The 16,517-nt window shown below is 71.8% G+C and carries 19 protein-coding genes and 3 tRNA genes; 4 read left to right on the forward strand and 18 right to left on the reverse strand.

The window, feature by feature from the left end:
• Positions 1–37 precede the first annotated feature (37 nt).
• The 6 genes from BUE43_RS00555 to BUE43_RS00580 all read right to left on the reverse strand — a co-directional run bounded on the left by BUE43_RS00555 (position 38) and on the right by BUE43_RS00580 (position 4,351).
• Positions 38–2,401 (reverse strand): cation-translocating P-type ATPase, encoded by a 2,364-nt coding sequence (locus BUE43_RS00555; RefSeq protein WP_073479356.1) that lies wholly within the window; start codon positions 2,399–2,401, stop codon positions 38–40.
• 77 nt (positions 2,402–2,478) lie between these two features.
• Entirely contained in the window at positions 2,479–2,685 is a 207-nt protein-coding gene (locus tag BUE43_RS00560) for a DUF397 domain-containing protein (RefSeq protein ID WP_073479357.1), read from the reverse strand.
• A 17-nt stretch (positions 2,686–2,702) separates the two neighbouring features.
• Positions 2,703–2,951, reverse strand: a complete 249-nt coding sequence (locus BUE43_RS00565) for a DUF397 domain-containing protein (protein ID WP_234995461.1) — start codon at positions 2,949–2,951, stop codon at positions 2,703–2,705.
• Between the two features lie 33 nt (positions 2,952–2,984).
• The gene (locus BUE43_RS00570) at positions 2,985–3,221 is read right to left on the reverse strand and encodes a DUF397 domain-containing protein (RefSeq protein WP_327083417.1); all 237 of its coding nucleotides are present in this window, start codon (positions 3,219–3,221) and stop codon (positions 2,985–2,987) included.
• A 63-nt stretch (positions 3,222–3,284) separates the two neighbouring features.
• Positions 3,285–3,491: a DUF397 domain-containing protein gene (locus BUE43_RS00575; protein WP_073479360.1), complete on the reverse strand. Its 207-nt coding sequence runs from the start codon at positions 3,489–3,491 to the stop codon at positions 3,285–3,287.
• 17 nt (positions 3,492–3,508) lie between these two features.
• Complete coding sequence (locus BUE43_RS00580) at positions 3,509–4,351, reverse strand: helix-turn-helix domain-containing protein (protein WP_234995462.1); 843 nt, start codon at positions 4,349–4,351, stop codon at positions 3,509–3,511.
• A gap of 190 nt (positions 4,352–4,541) precedes the next feature.
• On the opposite strand from BUE43_RS00580, the gene BUE43_RS00585 reads away from it, so the two are divergent.
• On the forward strand, positions 4,542–4,847 hold the full coding sequence (locus tag BUE43_RS00585) for a hypothetical protein (RefSeq protein WP_143173884.1): 306 nt from the start codon (positions 4,542–4,544) through the stop codon (positions 4,845–4,847).
• Between the two features lie 70 nt (positions 4,848–4,917).
• Here the strand turns inward: BUE43_RS00585 and rplA are convergent, their stop codons facing one another.
• The 5 genes from rplA to BUE43_RS00610 all read right to left on the reverse strand — a co-directional run bounded on the left by rplA (position 4,918) and on the right by BUE43_RS00610 (position 7,734).
• Positions 4,918–5,634, reverse strand: a complete 717-nt coding sequence (rplA, locus tag BUE43_RS00590) for a 50S ribosomal protein L1 (RefSeq protein WP_073479361.1) — start codon at positions 5,632–5,634, stop codon at positions 4,918–4,920.
• Between the two features lie 96 nt (positions 5,635–5,730).
• Positions 5,731–6,165, reverse strand: a complete 435-nt coding sequence (rplK, locus tag BUE43_RS00595; protein ID WP_073479362.1) for a 50S ribosomal protein L11 — start codon at positions 6,163–6,165, stop codon at positions 5,731–5,733.
• A 94-nt stretch (positions 6,166–6,259) separates the two neighbouring features.
• Positions 6,260–7,096, reverse strand: coding sequence for a transcription termination/antitermination protein NusG (nusG, locus tag BUE43_RS00600; RefSeq protein ID WP_073479363.1), 837 nt, complete (start codon positions 7,094–7,096; stop codon positions 6,260–6,262).
• 118 nt (positions 7,097–7,214) lie between these two features.
• Positions 7,215–7,628 carry a preprotein translocase subunit SecE gene (secE, locus tag BUE43_RS00605; protein WP_073479364.1) on the reverse strand — a complete coding sequence of 138 codons (414 nt, stop codon included), beginning with the start codon at positions 7,626–7,628 and terminating at the stop codon, positions 7,215–7,217.
• Positions 7,629–7,661: 33 nt separating this feature from the next.
• Positions 7,662–7,734 (reverse strand) — tRNA-Trp (locus BUE43_RS00610).
• 304 nt (positions 7,735–8,038) lie between these two features.
• On the opposite strand from BUE43_RS00610, the gene BUE43_RS00615 reads away from it, so the two are divergent.
• Complete coding sequence (locus BUE43_RS00615) at positions 8,039–9,283, forward strand: pyridoxal phosphate-dependent aminotransferase (protein ID WP_073480139.1); 1,245 nt, start codon at positions 8,039–8,041, stop codon at positions 9,281–9,283.
• Between the two features lie 100 nt (positions 9,284–9,383).
• On the opposite strand, the gene BUE43_RS00620 is transcribed toward BUE43_RS00615, so the two are convergent.
• From BUE43_RS00620 to BUE43_RS00650, 7 genes are all read right to left on the reverse strand, one after another.
• Entirely contained in the window at positions 9,384–9,809 is a 426-nt protein-coding gene (locus tag BUE43_RS00620; RefSeq protein WP_073479365.1) for a MaoC family dehydratase, read from the reverse strand.
• On the reverse strand, positions 9,806–10,279 hold the full coding sequence (locus tag BUE43_RS00625; RefSeq protein WP_073479366.1) for a MaoC family dehydratase N-terminal domain-containing protein: 474 nt from the start codon (positions 10,277–10,279) through the stop codon (positions 9,806–9,808). The genes BUE43_RS00620 and BUE43_RS00625 overlap by 4 nt, the downstream gene beginning before the upstream one ends.
• A gap of 178 nt (positions 10,280–10,457) precedes the next feature.
• Positions 10,458–10,622, reverse strand: a complete 165-nt coding sequence (rpmG, locus tag BUE43_RS00630) for a 50S ribosomal protein L33 (RefSeq protein ID WP_073479367.1) — start codon at positions 10,620–10,622, stop codon at positions 10,458–10,460.
• 490 nt (positions 10,623–11,112) lie between these two features.
• Positions 11,113–11,185 (reverse strand) — tRNA-Met (locus BUE43_RS00635).
• Between the two features lie 69 nt (positions 11,186–11,254).
• Positions 11,255–11,327 (reverse strand) — tRNA-Thr (locus BUE43_RS00640).
• A gap of 64 nt (positions 11,328–11,391) precedes the next feature.
• Complete coding sequence (locus tag BUE43_RS00645) at positions 11,392–14,013, reverse strand: putative bifunctional diguanylate cyclase/phosphodiesterase (protein ID WP_073479368.1); 2,622 nt, start codon at positions 14,011–14,013, stop codon at positions 11,392–11,394.
• 401 nt (positions 14,014–14,414) lie between these two features.
• Complete coding sequence (locus BUE43_RS00650) at positions 14,415–15,209, reverse strand: PhzF family phenazine biosynthesis protein (protein WP_073479369.1); 795 nt, start codon at positions 15,207–15,209, stop codon at positions 14,415–14,417.
• A 54-nt stretch (positions 15,210–15,263) separates the two neighbouring features.
• Here BUE43_RS00650 and BUE43_RS00655 point away from each other — a divergent pair, with 54 nt between their 5' ends.
• On the forward strand, positions 15,264–15,644 hold the full coding sequence (locus BUE43_RS00655; protein WP_143173885.1) for a hypothetical protein: 381 nt from the start codon (positions 15,264–15,266) through the stop codon (positions 15,642–15,644).
• Positions 15,584–16,507: a thioesterase, FlK family gene (locus tag BUE43_RS34915; protein WP_234995463.1), complete on the forward strand. Its 924-nt coding sequence runs from the start codon at positions 15,584–15,586 to the stop codon at positions 16,505–16,507. Before BUE43_RS00655 ends, BUE43_RS34915 begins: the two co-directional genes overlap by 61 nt.
• The last annotated feature ends 10 nt before the right edge of the window (positions 16,508–16,517 follow it).

The following is a 16,517-nucleotide window of genomic DNA, read 5'->3' on the forward strand; positions in this document are numbered from 1 at the left end:
CCGCCCAGGCGCGACCCTGGCGCGCGCCGGACTCTCGTCACTCCACCAGGCGTCGGCGCTCGCCACGCAGCCAGCCGTCCACCCACCAGCCCAGCTCCAACAGGGCGATGGCGACGGCCGCGCAGGCCAACGCCGTCAGCACGTGCCCGGTGTGGGTCGGGTCGAGCTCGAAGAACCGCTGGCCGACCGGCGTCAGCAGGGCCAGCAGGAACGCCGCGCCCATCGTGCCGACCAGCGCGATCTTCCACCACGTGTACGGGCGGGCCACGATCGCCAGCGCCCAGGTCGCCACGCAGTACAGGGCGATCACCGCGGCCGTGCGGTGCTCCACCTGGGTCGCGGTGTCGTCGACCCGCACGACCCAGTACGTGACGAAGGTGGTGATGCCGGCGACGATCCCGGCCGGCACCGCCATCCGCAGCACCCTGGGCACGAACCCGGGGCGGGCGCGCTCGGTGTTCGGCGCGAGCGCGAGGAAGAACGACGGGATGCCGATGGTGAGCGAGCCGATGAGCGTCAGGTGCAGCGGCTGGAACGGGAACGGGACGCGCACGACGCCGATGAGGATCGCCAACAGCACCGAGTAGACCGTCTTGGTCAGGAACAGGTTGGCGACGCGCTCGATGTTGCCGATGACCCGCCGGCCCTCCGCCACGACGTGCGGCAACGTGGCGAACCGGTTGTCGAGGAGGACGATCTGGGCCACGGCCCGGGTGGCCGGGCTGCCCGCGCCCATCGCCACCCCGATGTCGGCGTCCTTGAGCGCCAGGACGTCGTTCACGCCGTCGCCGGTCATCGCCACGGTGTGGCCGCCGGACCGCAGCGCGCCGACCATGTCCCGCTTCTGCGCCGGCGTCACCCGACCGAACACCGTCGACTGGTCCAGGCGTCGCGCCAGCTCCGCGCGGTCCTCGGGCAGCTCCCGCGCGTCGACGGGGTGCCGGGCGCCGACCAGGTCGAGCGAGGCCGCGACCGCGCCCACCGAGCGGGCGTTGTCCCCCGAGATGACCTTCACCGCGACGTCCTGCTCGGCGAAGTACCGCAGCGTGGGCGCGGCGTCCGGCCGGACCTTCTGCTCCAGCACGACCAGGGCGGCCGGCTCCACCCTGCCGGGCGCGGCCTCGTCGTCGACCCGCACCTCCGCCCGACCGAGCAACAACACGCGCAGGCCCCGGTCGTTCAGCTCCTCGGCGGTGCGCAGGGCGTCGCTGTCCTCGGGGAGCAACACGTCCGGGGCGCCGAGCACCCAGTCGCCCCGGCCGTCGAAACTCGCGCCGCTCCACTTCCTGGCCGACGAGAACGGCGCGACGGCGGTGGCCCGCCAGCCGTCCGACGGCGGATGGGCCTCGGCCACCGCCTGGATGCTGGCGTTGGGCCTGGGCTCGGTCGCCACGAGCGCGGCGAGCACCTCGTCGACCGGCGCGGAGTGGTCGATCCGCCGCACCTCGGCCAGCCGCATCCCGGCGTCGGTGAGCGTGCCGGTCTTGTCGGCGCACACCACGTCGACCCTGGCCAGCCCCTCGATCGCCGGCAGCTCCTGGACCAGGCACTTCCGGCGGCCGAGCCGGACAACGCCGACCGCGAAGGCGACGCTGGTCAGCAGCACCAACCCCTCCGGAACCATGGGCACCAGCGCCGCGACCATGCCCCGGACGGCGTCCGCGAGGCGCTGGGCGCTATGGAACTGGCTCCAGATGATCAGCGCGCCGGCCGGGACCAACAGCCAGGTGACGAACCGCAGGATCTGGTCGATGCCCGACCGCAGCTCGGACCGGACCAGGGTGAACCGGCTCGCCTCCTCGGCCAGCCGGGCCGCGTAGGCGTCGCGGCCGACCTTCGTGGCCCGGTACCGACCCGTTCCGGCGACCACGAAGCTGCCGGAGAGCACCTCGTCACCGGGGCGCTTCACCACCGGATCGGACTCACCGGTGAGCAGGGACTCGTCGACCTCCATGCCGTCGGCGGCGGTCACCTCGCCGTCCACCACGACCTTGTCGCCGGAGCCGAGCTCGATCACGTCGTCCAGCACGACCTCGTGCGGCGCCAGCTCGACGGACTCGCCGTCCCGGAGCACCCGGGGCCGGGCCTCGCCGATGATCGCGAGCCGCTCCAGGGTCCGCTTCGCGCGCAGCTCCTGCACGACGCCGATCAGCGTGTTGACGACGATGACCAGGCCGAACAGGCCCTGCTTGACCGGCCCGACCACCATGATGATCACGAAGAGCGCGCCGATGATGGCGTTGAACCGGGTGAACACGTTCGCCCGGACGATATCGCCGAAGCTCCGGCCGGCCCTGGCCGGCACGTCGTTCGTCCTGCCGTCGGCGACCCGCCGCTCCACCTGCGCGGAGGTCAGGCCCCGCTCGACGTCGACCTCGTCCACCTGCGAAGACCCCGACACCCGGCGATGGTATGCGCGTCCGCCGCACCCGGCCCATCCACCGATCGGCCACTCACCGGTCGACCCACCACCACCGGTCAGCCCAGATCAAGCGCCCCCGACCTGACCGAACGAACGAACGACCCCCACGACCCGGCACCGAACATCAGCACCGGCCCGGCCGGGTCCTTCGAGTCCCGAGCCGCCACCGCCCCGGACAGCCGCCCGACCTCGACACAGGTGCCGTTGTCGGCGCTGTAGCTGCTCTTCCGCCACCGCACGTCAGCCAGATCCAGGGCACCCATGGTTCCTCCAGTGCTGATCAGATTTGTCGCGTGCTCCCGATGCGGGGGCTCGGCAGGTCTCCCCCGAGGACCCTGCCGAGGAAGTCGTCGAACTGGCCGGCCGTGAACACCAAGTGGTGATCACCCGAGGTTCCGAACGCCTTCTTCGAGTCACGCACCCCAACCCAACCGTCACGCCGTGCGACGTGCACGCACTCCTTGGTGGGCTGACTCCGGCCGGCCTTGCGGAACTCGGGTTGGGAGAACGTCGGGCGGGCATTGCTCATCATCTGGCCTCCCGGGTCCGCCGACCAACGCGATCAGCTCTGGCCAAGCTCCCCATGCCTGAGCAACCGAACGAACGAGTTCCACGACCCGACACCGAACATCAGCACCGGCCCGGCCGGGTCCTTCGAGTCCCGTGCAGCCACTGCCCTGGGCAGCGGCCCGACCTCGACACAGGTGCCGTTGTTGGCGCTGCGACTACTCTTCCGCCACCTCACGTCGGCCAGATCTGGGGTGTCCATGGCTCCTCCAGCTGCTGCGCAGGCCCGCATGGAGTCGATGAAGGCTGATCGGATCGGCCAGATCACGGCCGCGAGTTGATGTTCCTCCAGCCGTCAGCGGAGGTCGAGCCGCCCGGACCTGATCACCCGGACGAACGAACCCCACGACGGGGGACCGAACACCAACGCCGGTCCCGCCGGGTCCTTCGAGTCCCGAGCCGCGACCACGCCCGACAGAGACGCCACCTCAACGCAGATACCGTTGTTGGCGCTGCGGCTGCTCTTCCGCCACTTCACGTCGGCCAGATCTGGGGTGCCCATGGTTCCTCCAGTGCTGGTCAGGCATTGAGCATGGAGTGGATGAACGCGATGGACTGGTCAGGACCAAGCGCCACCCGTTGAAGATTCTCAGCGACCAGCGTACAGGAGTGCACCTGATCGGGGTCCTGAATATAGATCGCTCCGTCATGTAGCTCTGCGTAGCCAATCGACCGGACGTGCTCGAAGTCCAGGACCACGAACGGCCCGGTCATCGCGGTGTGCAGCCCGTCCTCGGGACGGACCACCTGGATCGTGACGTTGGATCGTTCGGCGATGTCCACGAGATGCTGAAGCTGGGCCCGCCGAAGTTCGGGCGTACCCACACGCAGCCGGAGGGCAGCCTCGCCAATCACCGCGTGCAGATGGAGCGGTTTCTCCTGGTCAACAAGCCGTCGAGTGCGAGCCATGCGGAAGCCAACAAAACGCTCACCGTGGTCAGCGCGCACCCGGGGCGTCCCGTTGGTAATCGCTCGCGCGTAGTCCTCGGTCTGGAGCATCCCGGGGATCACGAGTGGCTCGTAGGAGAACTCGCGCTTGGCCAGGCCCTCCAGGCCGACGAAGGTCTTCAGCCAGTCCGGCACGACCTGTGCCCAGGGCGCCCACCAGGTGGAGTCGTCGGCGCGACCGGTGAGGGAGGTCAGGCGGTCGATGTCGCGCTGCTCGGCGCCGTAGGCCCGCAGCAGGGTCGCGATGTCGTCCGGGTCCTGCTGCTGGCGGCCGGTCTCCAGGTGTCCCAGCTTCGGTTTGCTGATCCCCGTGGCGGCACTCGCCGCCGACAGGCTCAGCTGTGCGGCGTTGCGGTAGCGGGCCAGCTCGACGCCGATCAGCCAACGCAGGGCGGAAGGCTCGCTGCGAACCACGGCACCCCTCCACTTCACCCGATTAGGTAGGCGTCTCATGATACGAATCACGCTACTCTTCGAGCGCGGTTCACCACGGACCGTACTCGGGCGGGTGGACACCCCTGGCGTGACCCCGGACGAACGAGTGGGAGAACGGGCACGGTCACCCGCCGCGACAGCCATGGGGGATTGGCGTGGAGGTGTGGGGATGAGCGTGCTCAAGGGCGGGAACGGGTGTGGCCGGTGGGACGAAGCGCGGTTCACGAAGCTGTTGACCCAGTTGGCGGTCGTCTGCGCGCCCAGGCGGTTCGCGCTGTGCGAGGTCCACGGCGACCGGGACGACGGCACGATCGCATGGTGGGGCATGGCGGACGCGGAGCGGGCCCACATAGTGAGCGTTGACGGTTTGTGCACGGCGAGCTTCGATTCCGCGGAGGACGCGCTCGACCGGTTCTCCCACATCGGCGAGATGCGGCTCGTCTGGATTGACGGCCCGCGCGAGCGGGAGGAGTGAGCGGAAGGGCCGGGAATGCGCGAGGGGCGCATCCCGTGCTGGGATGCGCCCCTCGTGTGGCTCGGTGCGATCAGGCGGTGGCCTCGTCGCTGAGCAGGTTGCGGGTCCGGTTCGGGTCCACCGGGATGCCCGGGCCCATGGTGGTGGAGAAGGTGATCTTCTTCAGGAAGCGGCCCTTGGCCGCCGCCGGCTTGGCCCGCAGGATCTCGTCCAGGACCGCGGCGTAGTTCTCCACCAGCTTCTCGGTGTCGAACGACGCCTTGCCGATCACCAGGTGCAGGTTGGCCTGCTTGTCCACCCGGAAGTTGATCTTGCCGCCCTTGATGTCCTTGACGGCCTTGGTCACGTCCGGGGTGACCGTGCCGGTCTTGGGGTTCGGCATGAGGCCACGCGGGCCCAGGATGCGGGCGATGCGCCCGACCTTCGCCATCTGGTCCGGGGTGGCGATCGCCGCGTCGAAGTCGAGCCAGCCGCCCTGGATGCGCTCGATCAGCTCGTCGGAGCCCACGGCGTCCGCGCCGGCGGCCTCGGCCTCGGCGGCCTTGTCGCCGGTGGCGAACACGATGACGCGTGCGGTCTTGCCAGTGCCGTGCGGCAGGTTCACGGTGCCACGGACCATCTGGTCGGCCTTGCGGGGGTCCACGCCCAGCCGGATCGCCACCTCCACGGTGGCGTCCATCTTGGTGGCGCTGGTCTCCCTGGCCAGACCCGCCGCCTCGAGCGGCGAGTACAGCTTGGTCCTGTCGACCAGCTCGGTGGCCTTGCGGTAGGCCTTGCTGCGCTTCATGTGCTGTTCCTCTTCGGATCAGTCGTGGTGTTCAGGCCAGCGCCCGGCCTTCCCACGGTGACGTGCTCGGTGGGGTGCGTGACCCCGGGGTCGAACTCAGCCCTCGACGGTGATGCCCATGGAGCGGGCGGTGCCAGCGATGATCTTCGCGGCCTGGTCGATGTCGTTGGCGTTGAGGTCGGCCATCTTCTGCTGAGCGATCTCGCGCACCTGGTCCATGGTCACCTTGGCGACCTTGGTGGTGTGCGGCTCGCCGCTGCCCTTCTCCACGCCGGCGGCCTTGAGCAGCAGCTTCGCCGCGGGCGGGGTCTTGAGCTTGAAGTCGAACGAGCGGTCCTCGTACACGGAGATCTCGACCGGCACCACGGTGCCACGCTGCGACTCGGTCGCGGCGTTGTAGGCCTTGCAGAACTCCATGATGTTGACGCCGTGCTGACCCAGCGCGGGGCCGACCGGCGGGGCCGGGTTGGCCTGGCCCGCCGTGATCTGCAGCTTGATGATCGCTGCGAGCTTCTTCTTCTTGGGCGGCATCTCGTGCTTCCTCTATTTCGTGAGGTGTTCCGCGCGTCGGCCCTGCCACGCCGCCACGCGGCCGATCCGCTCCCCGCCTGCGCGGGGACCGCGGTCAGATCTTGGAAACCTGGCTGAAGGAGAGCTCCACCGGCGTCTCCCGACCGAAGATCGAGACCAGCACCTTCAGCTTCTGGGCGTCCGGGTTGACCTCGCTGATCGTGGCCGGCAGCGTGGCGAACGGGCCGTCCATGACGGTGACCGACTCGCCCACCTCGAAGTCGACCTCGATGGTCGGCTTGGCCACGGCGGCGGGGGCCTTCTTGCCGGGGGCCGCCGGCGCCTTCTCCTTCTCCACCTGCGGGGCGAGGAACTTGAGCACCTCGTCCAGGGTCAGCGGCGACGGCTTGGAGGTCGCGCCGACGAAGCCGGTCACGCCCGGCGTGTTGCGCACCGCGCTCCACGAGGCGTCGTTGAGCTCCATCCGGACCAGGATGTAGCCGGGCAGCACCTTCCGCTGAACCTGCTTGCGCTGGCCGTTCTTGATCTCGGTGACTTCCTCGGTGGGCACCTCGACCTGGAAGATGAAGTCCTCCATGTCCAGGGTCTGGATGCGCGTCTCGAGGTTCGCCTTGACCTTGTTCTCGTAGCCGGCGTACGAGTGCACGACGTACCACTCGCCGGGAGCGCGGCGCAGCGCGTCCCGCAGCTCGGCGACCGGGTCCACCTCGACCTCGTCGTCGGCCTCGCCCACGGCCTCCTCGGCCGGCTCCGCCTCGTCGGCGGCCTCCGAGACCTCGCCGGCCTCCTCGTCAGCCGGCTGCTGCGGCTCGGCGGCCGCCCCGCCGACCGACTCGACGTGGTCGGCGTCGGCCGCGTCACCGGACACGGCGGCGGCGTCCACCTCGTCGATCCGGCCGGTCAGCTCCTGGCTGCCGTCGTGGGAGGTCACTGTCGGTCTCGCTTCCTCTCGTGCGTCGCGTGCCCTGGTCCTCGCCCCGGGTCCGAAGCCTGGTGCGGGTGTCCCGCGGGCCGCCCGGTGCGGGTGTCCCGCTGGCTGCGGTCGGCCGTCAGCCGAACAGCCAGAGCATGCCCTTGCCGAAGGCGAAGTCCAGCCCCGCCACCAGCAGAACCATGAAGGCAACGAAGACCAGCACCACCGCCGTGTAGGTCACCAGCTGCTTGCGCGTCGGCCAGATGACCTTGCGCAGCTCGGCGACGACCTCCCGGACGAACCGGCCCAGCCGCTTGAACGGCGAGCCCTTGCTCTCCCGGCGCTCCCTCGACGGCGTCGGCCGGCCCTTCGCCCCGTTGGCGTTCCCGCCCTCGGTCGCGCCCCCGGCCTTCGAGCCGACGGCGCGGCTGGCCCGGTCCTGCCGGGCGGCCGGGCGTGCGGAGGCGCGGCGCTCACGCCGCGCCGCGGCGGTAACCGGGCGGGAAGCGTCACGCTCCTCGGCCCGCTCCTGCTCGCGGTCCTCGCTCACGCCTGCATCCTCCGCTCGCCGTCTACTACGACGCAGGGGTGACAGGACTTGAACCTGCAACCTGCGGTTTTGGAGACCGCTGCTCTGCCAGTTGAGCTACACCCCTTCGCGCTGCCCCTCGCCCGGGCCAGTGCACCGCACAGCCTACGCGAGGATCACGCTCCTGGCCGCCTTCCACCCTCCCCACGTGGACCGTGGGGCGGTGTTCGGACGTTCCAGGTTGGCGAGTCTACGACACAGACCGCCCCAACCTCCAACCGCTTAGGTCAGAGGCCCTTTTCCACCCTCTCCGGCACCTCCTCGACACCCCTTCCGGCACCCTCCCGACACCTGTCAGGGAACCGTCAGAACACCCCCAGGATCTGCCCGCGCCGGCGGGGCGGGAGGTGTTCTCTGCCACGATGCTCGCCATGGCCGCACCCCACACGAACCACACCGCAGACAGCGACACCGGCCACCGCCGGGTGTCCGCCCGCGTCGGTGGCATCAGCGAGTCCGCGACGCTCGCCGTGGACGCCAAGGCGAAGGCGCTGCGCGCCGCCGGCCGGCCGGTGATCGGCTTCGGCGCCGGCGAGCCCGACTTCCCGACGCCCGCGCCGGTCGTCGAGGCCGCCGCCGCGGCCTGCGCCGACGCGCGCAACCACCGGTACACCCCGGCCGCCGGCCTGCCCGAGCTGCGCGAGGCGATCGCGGTGAAGTCCGAGCGCGACTCCGGCCTCCGCGTCCAGCCGAGCCAGGTGCTGGTGACCAACGGCGGCAAGCAGGCCGTCTACCAGGCGTTCGCCACCCTCCTCGACCCCGGCGACGAGGTCCTGCTCCCCGCGCCGTACTGGACCACCTACCCCGAGGCCATCGCCCTGGCCGGCGGCCGCGCCGTGGTCGTGCCCACCGACGAGACCACCGGCTACCAGGTCAGCGTCGCGCGCCTGGAGGCCGCCAGGACGCCGAGGACGAAGGTCCTGCTCTTCTGCTCACCGTCCAACCCGACCGGCGCGGTCCACCCGCCGGAGCTGGTCGAGGAGATCGGCCGCTGGGCACTGGAGCACGGCATCTGGGTGGTCACCGACGAGATCTACGAGCACCTGGTCTACGACGGCGCCCAGCACGCCTCCATGCCGGTGCTGGTGCCCGAGCTGGCCGACACCTGCGTCGTGCTCAACGGCGTGGCCAAGACCTACGCCATGACCGGCTGGCGGGTCGGCTGGATGATCGGCCCGACCGACGTCGTGCGGGCCGCCACGAACCTGCAGTCGCACCTGTCCTCGAACGTCTGCAACGTGGCCCAGCGGGCCGCGCTGGCGGCCGTGAGCGGGCCGCTGGACGCCGTCGCGCAGATGCGCGAGGCGTTCGACCGGCGGCGCAAGCGCATCGTCGAGCTGCTGTCCGCCATCGACGGCGTGACCTGCCCGGTCCCGCAGGGCGCGTTCTACGTCTACCCGTCGGTCAAGGGCCTGCTGGGCAGGGAGATCCGCGGCCGGCGCCCCGCGACCAGCGCGGAGCTGGCCGAGCTGGTGCTGGAGGAGGCGGAGGTCGCCGTGGTGCCGGGCGAGGCGTTCGGCACGCCGGGCTACTTCCGGCTCTCCTACGCCCTCGGCGACGACGACCTGGAGACCGGGGTCACCCGGATGGCCCAGCTCCTCGCCGAGGCCCGCTGACCGCTCGCTGACCCCGCCGGGTGGCGCGTCGACGACGAGCCGACGCGCCACCCGCGCGAGCGACAGGGGCGTGGCTGGCGTGGCTTCGGGAGAAGTGGGGTCAGGCGAGCCGGACGAGGGCGTTGGCGCCGCCGAGCACCGTCTGGCCCTGGAACCGGGCGGTCAGCGTGATCTTCACCACGTTGTCCTCCAGCTTCCTGGCGACCTTGCCGGTGACCTCGACGACCGCGCCCGCCTCGTCGTCGGGCACCACGACCGGCCGGGTGAACCGCACGCCGTAGTCCAGGACCGCGCCCGGGTCGCCGACCCAGTCGGTCACCGCGCGGCCGGCCAGCGCCATGGTCAACATGCCGTGCGCGATGACGTCGGGGAGCCCGACCTCCCGCGCGAAGCGGCCGTTCCAGTGGATCGGGTTGAAGTCGCCGGAGGCGCCCGCGTAGCGCACGAGGTCGGCGCGGGTGACGCGGTACTCCGTCGTCGGGAGCTGGTCGCCCTCGGCGACCTCGGCGAAGCGCGGCGGCGTCATGCCGGGACCCCTTCCTCGGCATCGGCGGCGGTGCCCCTGGCGACCAGGGTCGCCCGCGAGGTGCACACCCGCTCGCCGTCCTCCGTCGTGATCTCGGCGCGCATCGACAGGAAGTCGTTGCCGGCCCTGGTCCGGATGTCGTCGACGTGCGCGGAGGCGACCAGCCGGTCGCCGGCGCGGACCGGGCGGTGGTGGGTGAACCGCTGGTCGCCGTGCACCACCCGGCTGTAGTCCAGGCCCAGCTCGGGGTCGGCGATCACCACGTCGTGCGCCCGCAGGGCGAGGATGACGGCGAAGGTGGGCGGGGCGATGACGTCCGGGTGGCCGGCGGCCCTGGCCGCCTCCGGGTCCCGGTAGATCGGGTTGTCGTCCCCGATGGCGTCGGCGAACTCACGGATCTTCTCGCGGCCGACCTCCCACACGGGCATCGTGGGGAAGGCCCTGCCGATGAACGACTCGTCGAGGGGCACGTGCGGCAGGCTAGCCGCTCCCCCGCCGGGGGCCGGCGGCCGCCCCCGGCGCTGACCAGCGCCAACCAGGCCACCCGCCGCGCCGGCGGCCGGGCGAACCACCCGCCAACGCGACGAGCCGCCCCGCGGGAGGCGGGGCGGCTCGTCGAACAAGATCAGCGTCGCTGACCGGACGCGGTCAGCGGGTCTCCTTGTGCACCCGGTGCGTGTTGCAGTTCCGGCAGTACTTCTTCACCGCGAGGCGATCCGGGTCGTTGCGCCGGTTCTTCTTGGTGATGTAGTTCCGGTGCTTGCACTCCTCGCACGCCAGCGTGATCTTGGGGCGGACGTCGGTGGCGGCCACGGGGTGCCTCTCCTTCTCGTGCTCGCACCCCCGGTGACGGGGGCCCAGGGGCCTGCCCCTGGATGGGGTCTGGGGGCTTCCCCCCAGAGAACCTGCCCGCTCGCACCCCCTGACGGGGGTCCGGGGACTTCCCCGGCTCCGGGCGTGGGCGCTCGGCCCAGGACCACGGCGTGCGAGCCGTCTTCACGGTACCCGCTCACGCCCCCGGGTCGAGGGCCCGGGTCTCCCCGGCGTGGGTGTGGAGGCGCAGCCCCCACGATGACGCGAAGCGAGCGCTCCACCTGCGGCGGAACCGGATCGCTTCCGGGTGTCGAGACCTGGGCAACCAGGTCCCTGGAGCCCCACACCGCGAAAGCCCACCGAAGCGGAAACCCTCACGCCCCCTGGCGGGGGTCCGGGGGCATGCCCCCGGCGCGGGGTGTGGGGGCCCGGCCCCCACAAGCTGCGAAGCGAGCCGGCCCACACCTGTGGGCACACCTCACCCATCGCGTAGCGGTGGCCGGACTTGAACCGGCGACACAGCGATTATGAGCCGCTTGCTCTACCACCTGAGCTACACCGCCATGGGATGACCAGCATCCCACAAGAACGAACCGCGGCACCCGCTCTGCGAGTACCGCGGTCGTTCGTCGAGCCCCAATACGGAATCGAACCGTAGACCTTCTCCTTACCATGGAGACGCTCTGCCGACTGAGCTATTGGGGCGTGCTCTCGCGGAGCGATGTGAACTCTACACAAGACCGCCGCGGAGCCAAAATCCGGGGGCCGGTCAGCGGACCAAAGTGAGCACGGTCTCATCGCGGCGGCCCCGCGCGCGCACCGTCCTGGCCCGCAACCAGGCCTCGAAGCGGTCCTCGGAGAGCGGCCGGGAGATCAGGTAGCCCTGGGCGACGTCGCAGCCCATCTCCACGAGCTGGTCGCGCGCCGCGTCCTCCTCCACGCCCTCGGCGACCACGGTCAGGCCCAGGGAGTGGCCGAGCTCGACGATGGAGCGCACGACGGCCATGTCGCCGAGGTCGGTGCCCATGCCCAGCACGAAGCTCTTGTCGATCTTCACCTCGTCCACCGGGAGCTGGCGCAGGTAGGCCAGCGACGAGTAGCCGGTGCCGAAGTCGTCGACGGCGAGCACCACGCCCAGCGCGTGCAGCCGGCGCAGGACCGGCAACGCGCGCTCGGGGTCGGCCATCACGCCGGACTCGGTCAGCTCGAAGGTGAGCAGCCGGGGCGGGACGTCGTGCCGGCGCAGCGCCTCGGCCACCCGGTCCGGGAAGCTCTCGTCGGCGAGGTTGCGCACCGAGAGGTTCACGGCGGCGGACAGCCGGAGGCCGCGGTCCAGCCAGCCCCGCACCTTCGCCAGGGCGTTGTCCATCACGAACGACGTCAGCGCGTCCACCAGGCCAGTCGCCTCCACGGCCGGCACGAACTCGTCCGGGTCCAGCCGGCCGAACTCGGGGTGGACCCAGCGGACCAGGGCCTCCACCCCCAGCACCTCCCTGCCGGGCAGGGCCACCTTGGGCTGGTAGTGCACCCGGACCTGGCCGGTGTCCAGCGCCTGCCGGAACTGGGTCACGAGCTGGAAGCGGCGCAGGAAGATCTGCCCCATGCTCGGCACGTAGCCGCGGACGGTGTCGCCCGCGTTGCGGGCGGCCCGCAGGGCCACGTCGGCCCACTGGAGCAGGGTGTCGACGTCGGCGTCGGCGTCCCCGTCGTCGGCCGGCTCCACCGGCACCTGCACGTAGCCGACCACCGCGTCGGCCTCGACGCTGAGCCGGTCGACCGGGTACGGCGCCGCGAGCTCCTGGTGGAGCTGCTCGGCGATCCGGCGCCCCTCCTCCTCGTCGCAGTCCACGAGCAGGGCCGCGAACGTGCCGCCCTCCAGGCGCGCGAGCGGGACCTCGGAGCCCAGCGCCTCGCGCAGCCGCCCGCCGGCGGCAATGACCATCCGGTCGCCCCAGGAGTGGCCGAGGGCGTCGCCGACGGCGGAGAGCACGTCGAGGTCGATGCGCAGCACCATCGAGCCCGCGTGCCGGCGCAGCCGGTCGACCGCGGCCTCCCGGAAGCCGGGCCGGTTGAGCAGGCCGGTGAGCGGGTCGTGGTAGGCGTCGTGGCGGAGCCGGGCGAGCAGCCGGCGGTTGTCCATCGCGGTGGCCAGGTGGCTGGCCAGGGTGCGCAGGAGCTGGACGTCGGAGCGGCCGAAGCCCCGCCACCGGCTGAGCCGGTCGTGCGCCTCCACCGCGCCGAGCAGTTGGTTCGAGCCCCTCAGCGGGACGACGAGCGCCTCGTGCGCGGCGCGCTGGGCCAGCGCCTCCCGCACGTCGTCGGCCGCGTCCAGGCTGCGGAAGTAGCGGACCTGGCTGCCGGGCAGCTGCAGGATCGGGTCGTCCCTGGACGGCGGCGCGTCCTCGGGCAGCGGTTTGCCGGCCACGAGCGTGCGGACCGGGGCGACCGGGTCCAGGCGCAGGCGGAGCACCACGCGCTTGGCCGAGAGCTGCTCCCTGATCCGGTCGGCGATCTTCTGCCACTCGTCGGTGTCGGCCTCGGCCAGCGCGCCGTCCAGCAGGTTGCCCGGCTTGCCCGCCACGCGCTGGCCGGACCTGGCCACGCTCAGGCTGACGTCGCTGAGCGTCTCCAGGTCGCGTTGCTCCCGCAGCAGGCCGTAGTAGCCCCGGTAGAGCGCCACCAGGGCCGCGACGACGAGCACGTCGAGCGCCCAGCCCCATGGCGCGGAGACGGCGACCTCGTAGCCGACGACGCCGACCGAGGTGTTGAGCAGGCCGACGACGAGGGTGTGCGCGGCCAGCCGGAGGGCGGCGGGCAGCCGGGGCTCGCCGCGCAGGATGTTCAGCGCGGTGACCGCGAGCGCGACGCTGATCAACGAGGACGCCAGGGTGCCCAGCACGGCCGCGGTCCACCTCGGCGCGCCGTCCGGCAGCACCTCGGTGGCCAGCGCGTAGACGGCGAACGGGCCCGCGATCTCCAGGCACATCACGCCGACGTTGTAGACGAGGTTGCTGGTCAGGCGGCGGACGAGCTGGCTGCCGACCCCGGCGACCAGGTGGGCGGCGAGCACGACCTCGAACGGCGCGGTCAGCAGGCCGAGCACGAGCGGGATCTCGGTGAACGAGATCGCCCAGCCGACCTGGCGGATGTCGACGTCGATGGTCAGGTGCTCGGCGAGCAGGAAGCCCAGCACGAGCAGCGGCCCGAGCCACAGGAGCTGGGAGTGCGTCTGGGTGGGCTGGGTCCAGGCCACGCCGACCGCGGCGAGCGTTCCGACCACCAGCACCGTGCGGGAGAAGGTGAGGTAGACGAGCCGCCGCCGGGGGTCCATCTGCGCCCGGTCGGCCAGGCGCGACGCGTCCGGGTCGTGTGGGCGGTGGTGCTCGGACATCCACCCCTCCTCGTCGCGCTGCGAATACAACGACGCGATGAATCTGTCGCCCGATCGTGACGGACGGCCGCAACCTTGGCCAGACCACCACGCTCCGCAGTCACCTTTCGGAGTGACGTGGACCACGGCGGGCGGCGTTGTCGAGTGGGCCGTCCTGGCCGGAACTGGTCACGACGGGTCATCCCGCCTCGGTCAGTCGGGGGCACGTGCCTTTTGGCAATTGCCACGACTGATCTCCTGAATACCCCCGCCGGGTGGTGCGAGGCAACGCCGGGTGAAGGAGTGGGCCAGCACGGAGCGTGGCGTTCCACCGACCGGACGAGCACGGCGTTCCCACCCTGTGGCCGGTTCACCAGCTTGATCGACATGTGGTGAAGCCGACACCGGATCGGCCGGGGGCGTCAGACGAGAAGTTCACCCCGGAGGACGCTGACCGCCCGCCCGGCCAGGCGCACCCGGTCCCCCTCGACGGTCATCCGGACCGTGCCCCCACGAGGTGACGCCTGCTCCCCCACCAGGGTCGCGCGGCCCAGCCGCGCCGACCACCACGCGGCGAGCGTGCAGTGCGCCGAGCCGGTCACCGGGTCCTCCGGAACGCCGTAGGCCGGGTAGAAGCATCGGCTCACGCAGTCCACGCCCGGAACGTCCCCGGGCGCGGTCACGACCACACCCCTGGCGTCGATCTTCTCGATGAGGTCGAGGTCCGGCCGGAGGGCCCGCACCTCGGCCGCCGACGACGCCTCGACCAGCACGTCGAACCGGCCGCGCAGCACCGCGCGGGCGGTGACTCCCGGCAACGCCGTCAACGGGTCCGGCTCCACCGTCGCGGGCGTCGGCGGGTCCGCCGGGAAGTCCATCTCGATCCACCCGTCGCCGACGGGCGTGCAGACCAGCTCGCCGCTCGCCGTCGCGAACCGCCGAACCCCGCCGAGGACGTGCGCGGCGGCCAGCGTGGCGTGGCCGCACAGGTCCACCTCCGCGGTCGGGGTGAACCAGCGCAGCGGCAACGCGCCGTCGACCGGCCCCTCGACCGTGCTGTTCATCACGACGAAGGCGGTCTCGGCATGCTTGAGCTCCGCCGCGACCGACTGCATCCACGCCGGGTCCGCGGGTTCGCTCAGCAGGACGACCCCGGCGGGGTTCCCCGCGAAGGACCGGTCCGTGAACGCGTCAACGACATGCACCTCAACAGTCATGTCCAGCAACCTAGATCGTCGAGTGACGCCGAACACGTCTCTGAAGGAAGCAACGTGGACCTGGACGAAGTGCGTGCCGCACATTCCGCGCGGCTGCGCGCACTGGACCCCTTACTGCCCGATGCCCCGCCGCTCCCCGACGGAACCCTGTTGTCCGCCGACCTCGGCGCGACCCGTGCTGTGGGAATGGCCACGATCGACCGTCTGCCCGCCGACACACCCGAGGCGGAGGCCGTGCTGGCCGACCAGGCGACGCGGGGTGACTGGGAGCACAGCGCCACCGTCACCGTCCCGAGCCGGGACACCCTCCTGGTGGAACCCCTGGTCCAACACGGATTCACCCCCAGCGTCGCCACCGCCGTCCGCTCCGGCCGGTGCGCCCCGACGAGGACGACCTCCTCGCCTCGGCGACCCGCCTGCACCTGGAGCAGGTGACCTACGACACGCACTTCGGGTCCGTCTCCCTCCGGCCGGGCGCCGCCGGGCACCTCGCGCGGGAGATCAGGACAGCCCTCGACACCGGCGACGGGCTGTGGTTCGCCGAGCGCGCGGCCCGGCCGGTGGCGTTCGTCTCACTCCAACCCCCGCCCCGGGCCGGCTGGGCCGCCCCGCTCGTCGCGGCGCGGGCGCCCGCCTACCTCGGGTGCCTCGCCGTCGCGGAGGGCGAGCGCGGCCGCGGGGTGGGCGTGGCGCTCGCCGACCTGGCGCCACGACGCGGCTCGGGAGAACGGCGCGGACGTCGTCCTGGTGCACCACGCCGTCATGAGCCCGTTGTCCGCCCCGTTCTGGCACCGACGGGGCCACCGCCCGCTGTGGACGACCTGGCACCGACGCCCCGCACTGCGCTGACCAGGTGGTTTTCTCCACCCGTCGGCGCTGCCGTGCCTAGCCTCGGTGGCATGAACGTCGTGGTGGGGCTCCAGGCGACGGTCGAGCTGGTGGTCGACCGGTCCGACACGGCCGGCGCGGTGGGCAGCGGCGACGTGCCGGTGCTCGCCACGCCCCGGCTGCTGACGCTGGCCGAGGCCGCCACCGTCGCCGCCCTGGCCGGCCGGCTGGCTCCGGCGACGACCACGGTGGGCAACCGGGTCGAGCTGGAGCACCTCCTGCCGAGCCCGGTGGGCGAGCGGGTCGCGGTGCGGGCCACTCTCGTCGAGGTCGACGGGCGGCGGCTGCGGTTCGAGGTGCGCGGGGTCGACGGGCGGGGCGAGCTGATCGCGCGCGGCGGCATCACCCGGGTCGTGGTCGACCGGGCGCGGTTCCTCACCCCTCCGAACCCCCCGTCGCCGTCGAGCTGACCCGTTCGGG

The sequence above is a fragment of the Streptoalloteichus hindustanus genome (assembly GCF_900129375.1).
GTDB lineage: Bacteria > Actinomycetota > Actinomycetes > Mycobacteriales > Pseudonocardiaceae > Streptoalloteichus > Streptoalloteichus hindustanus.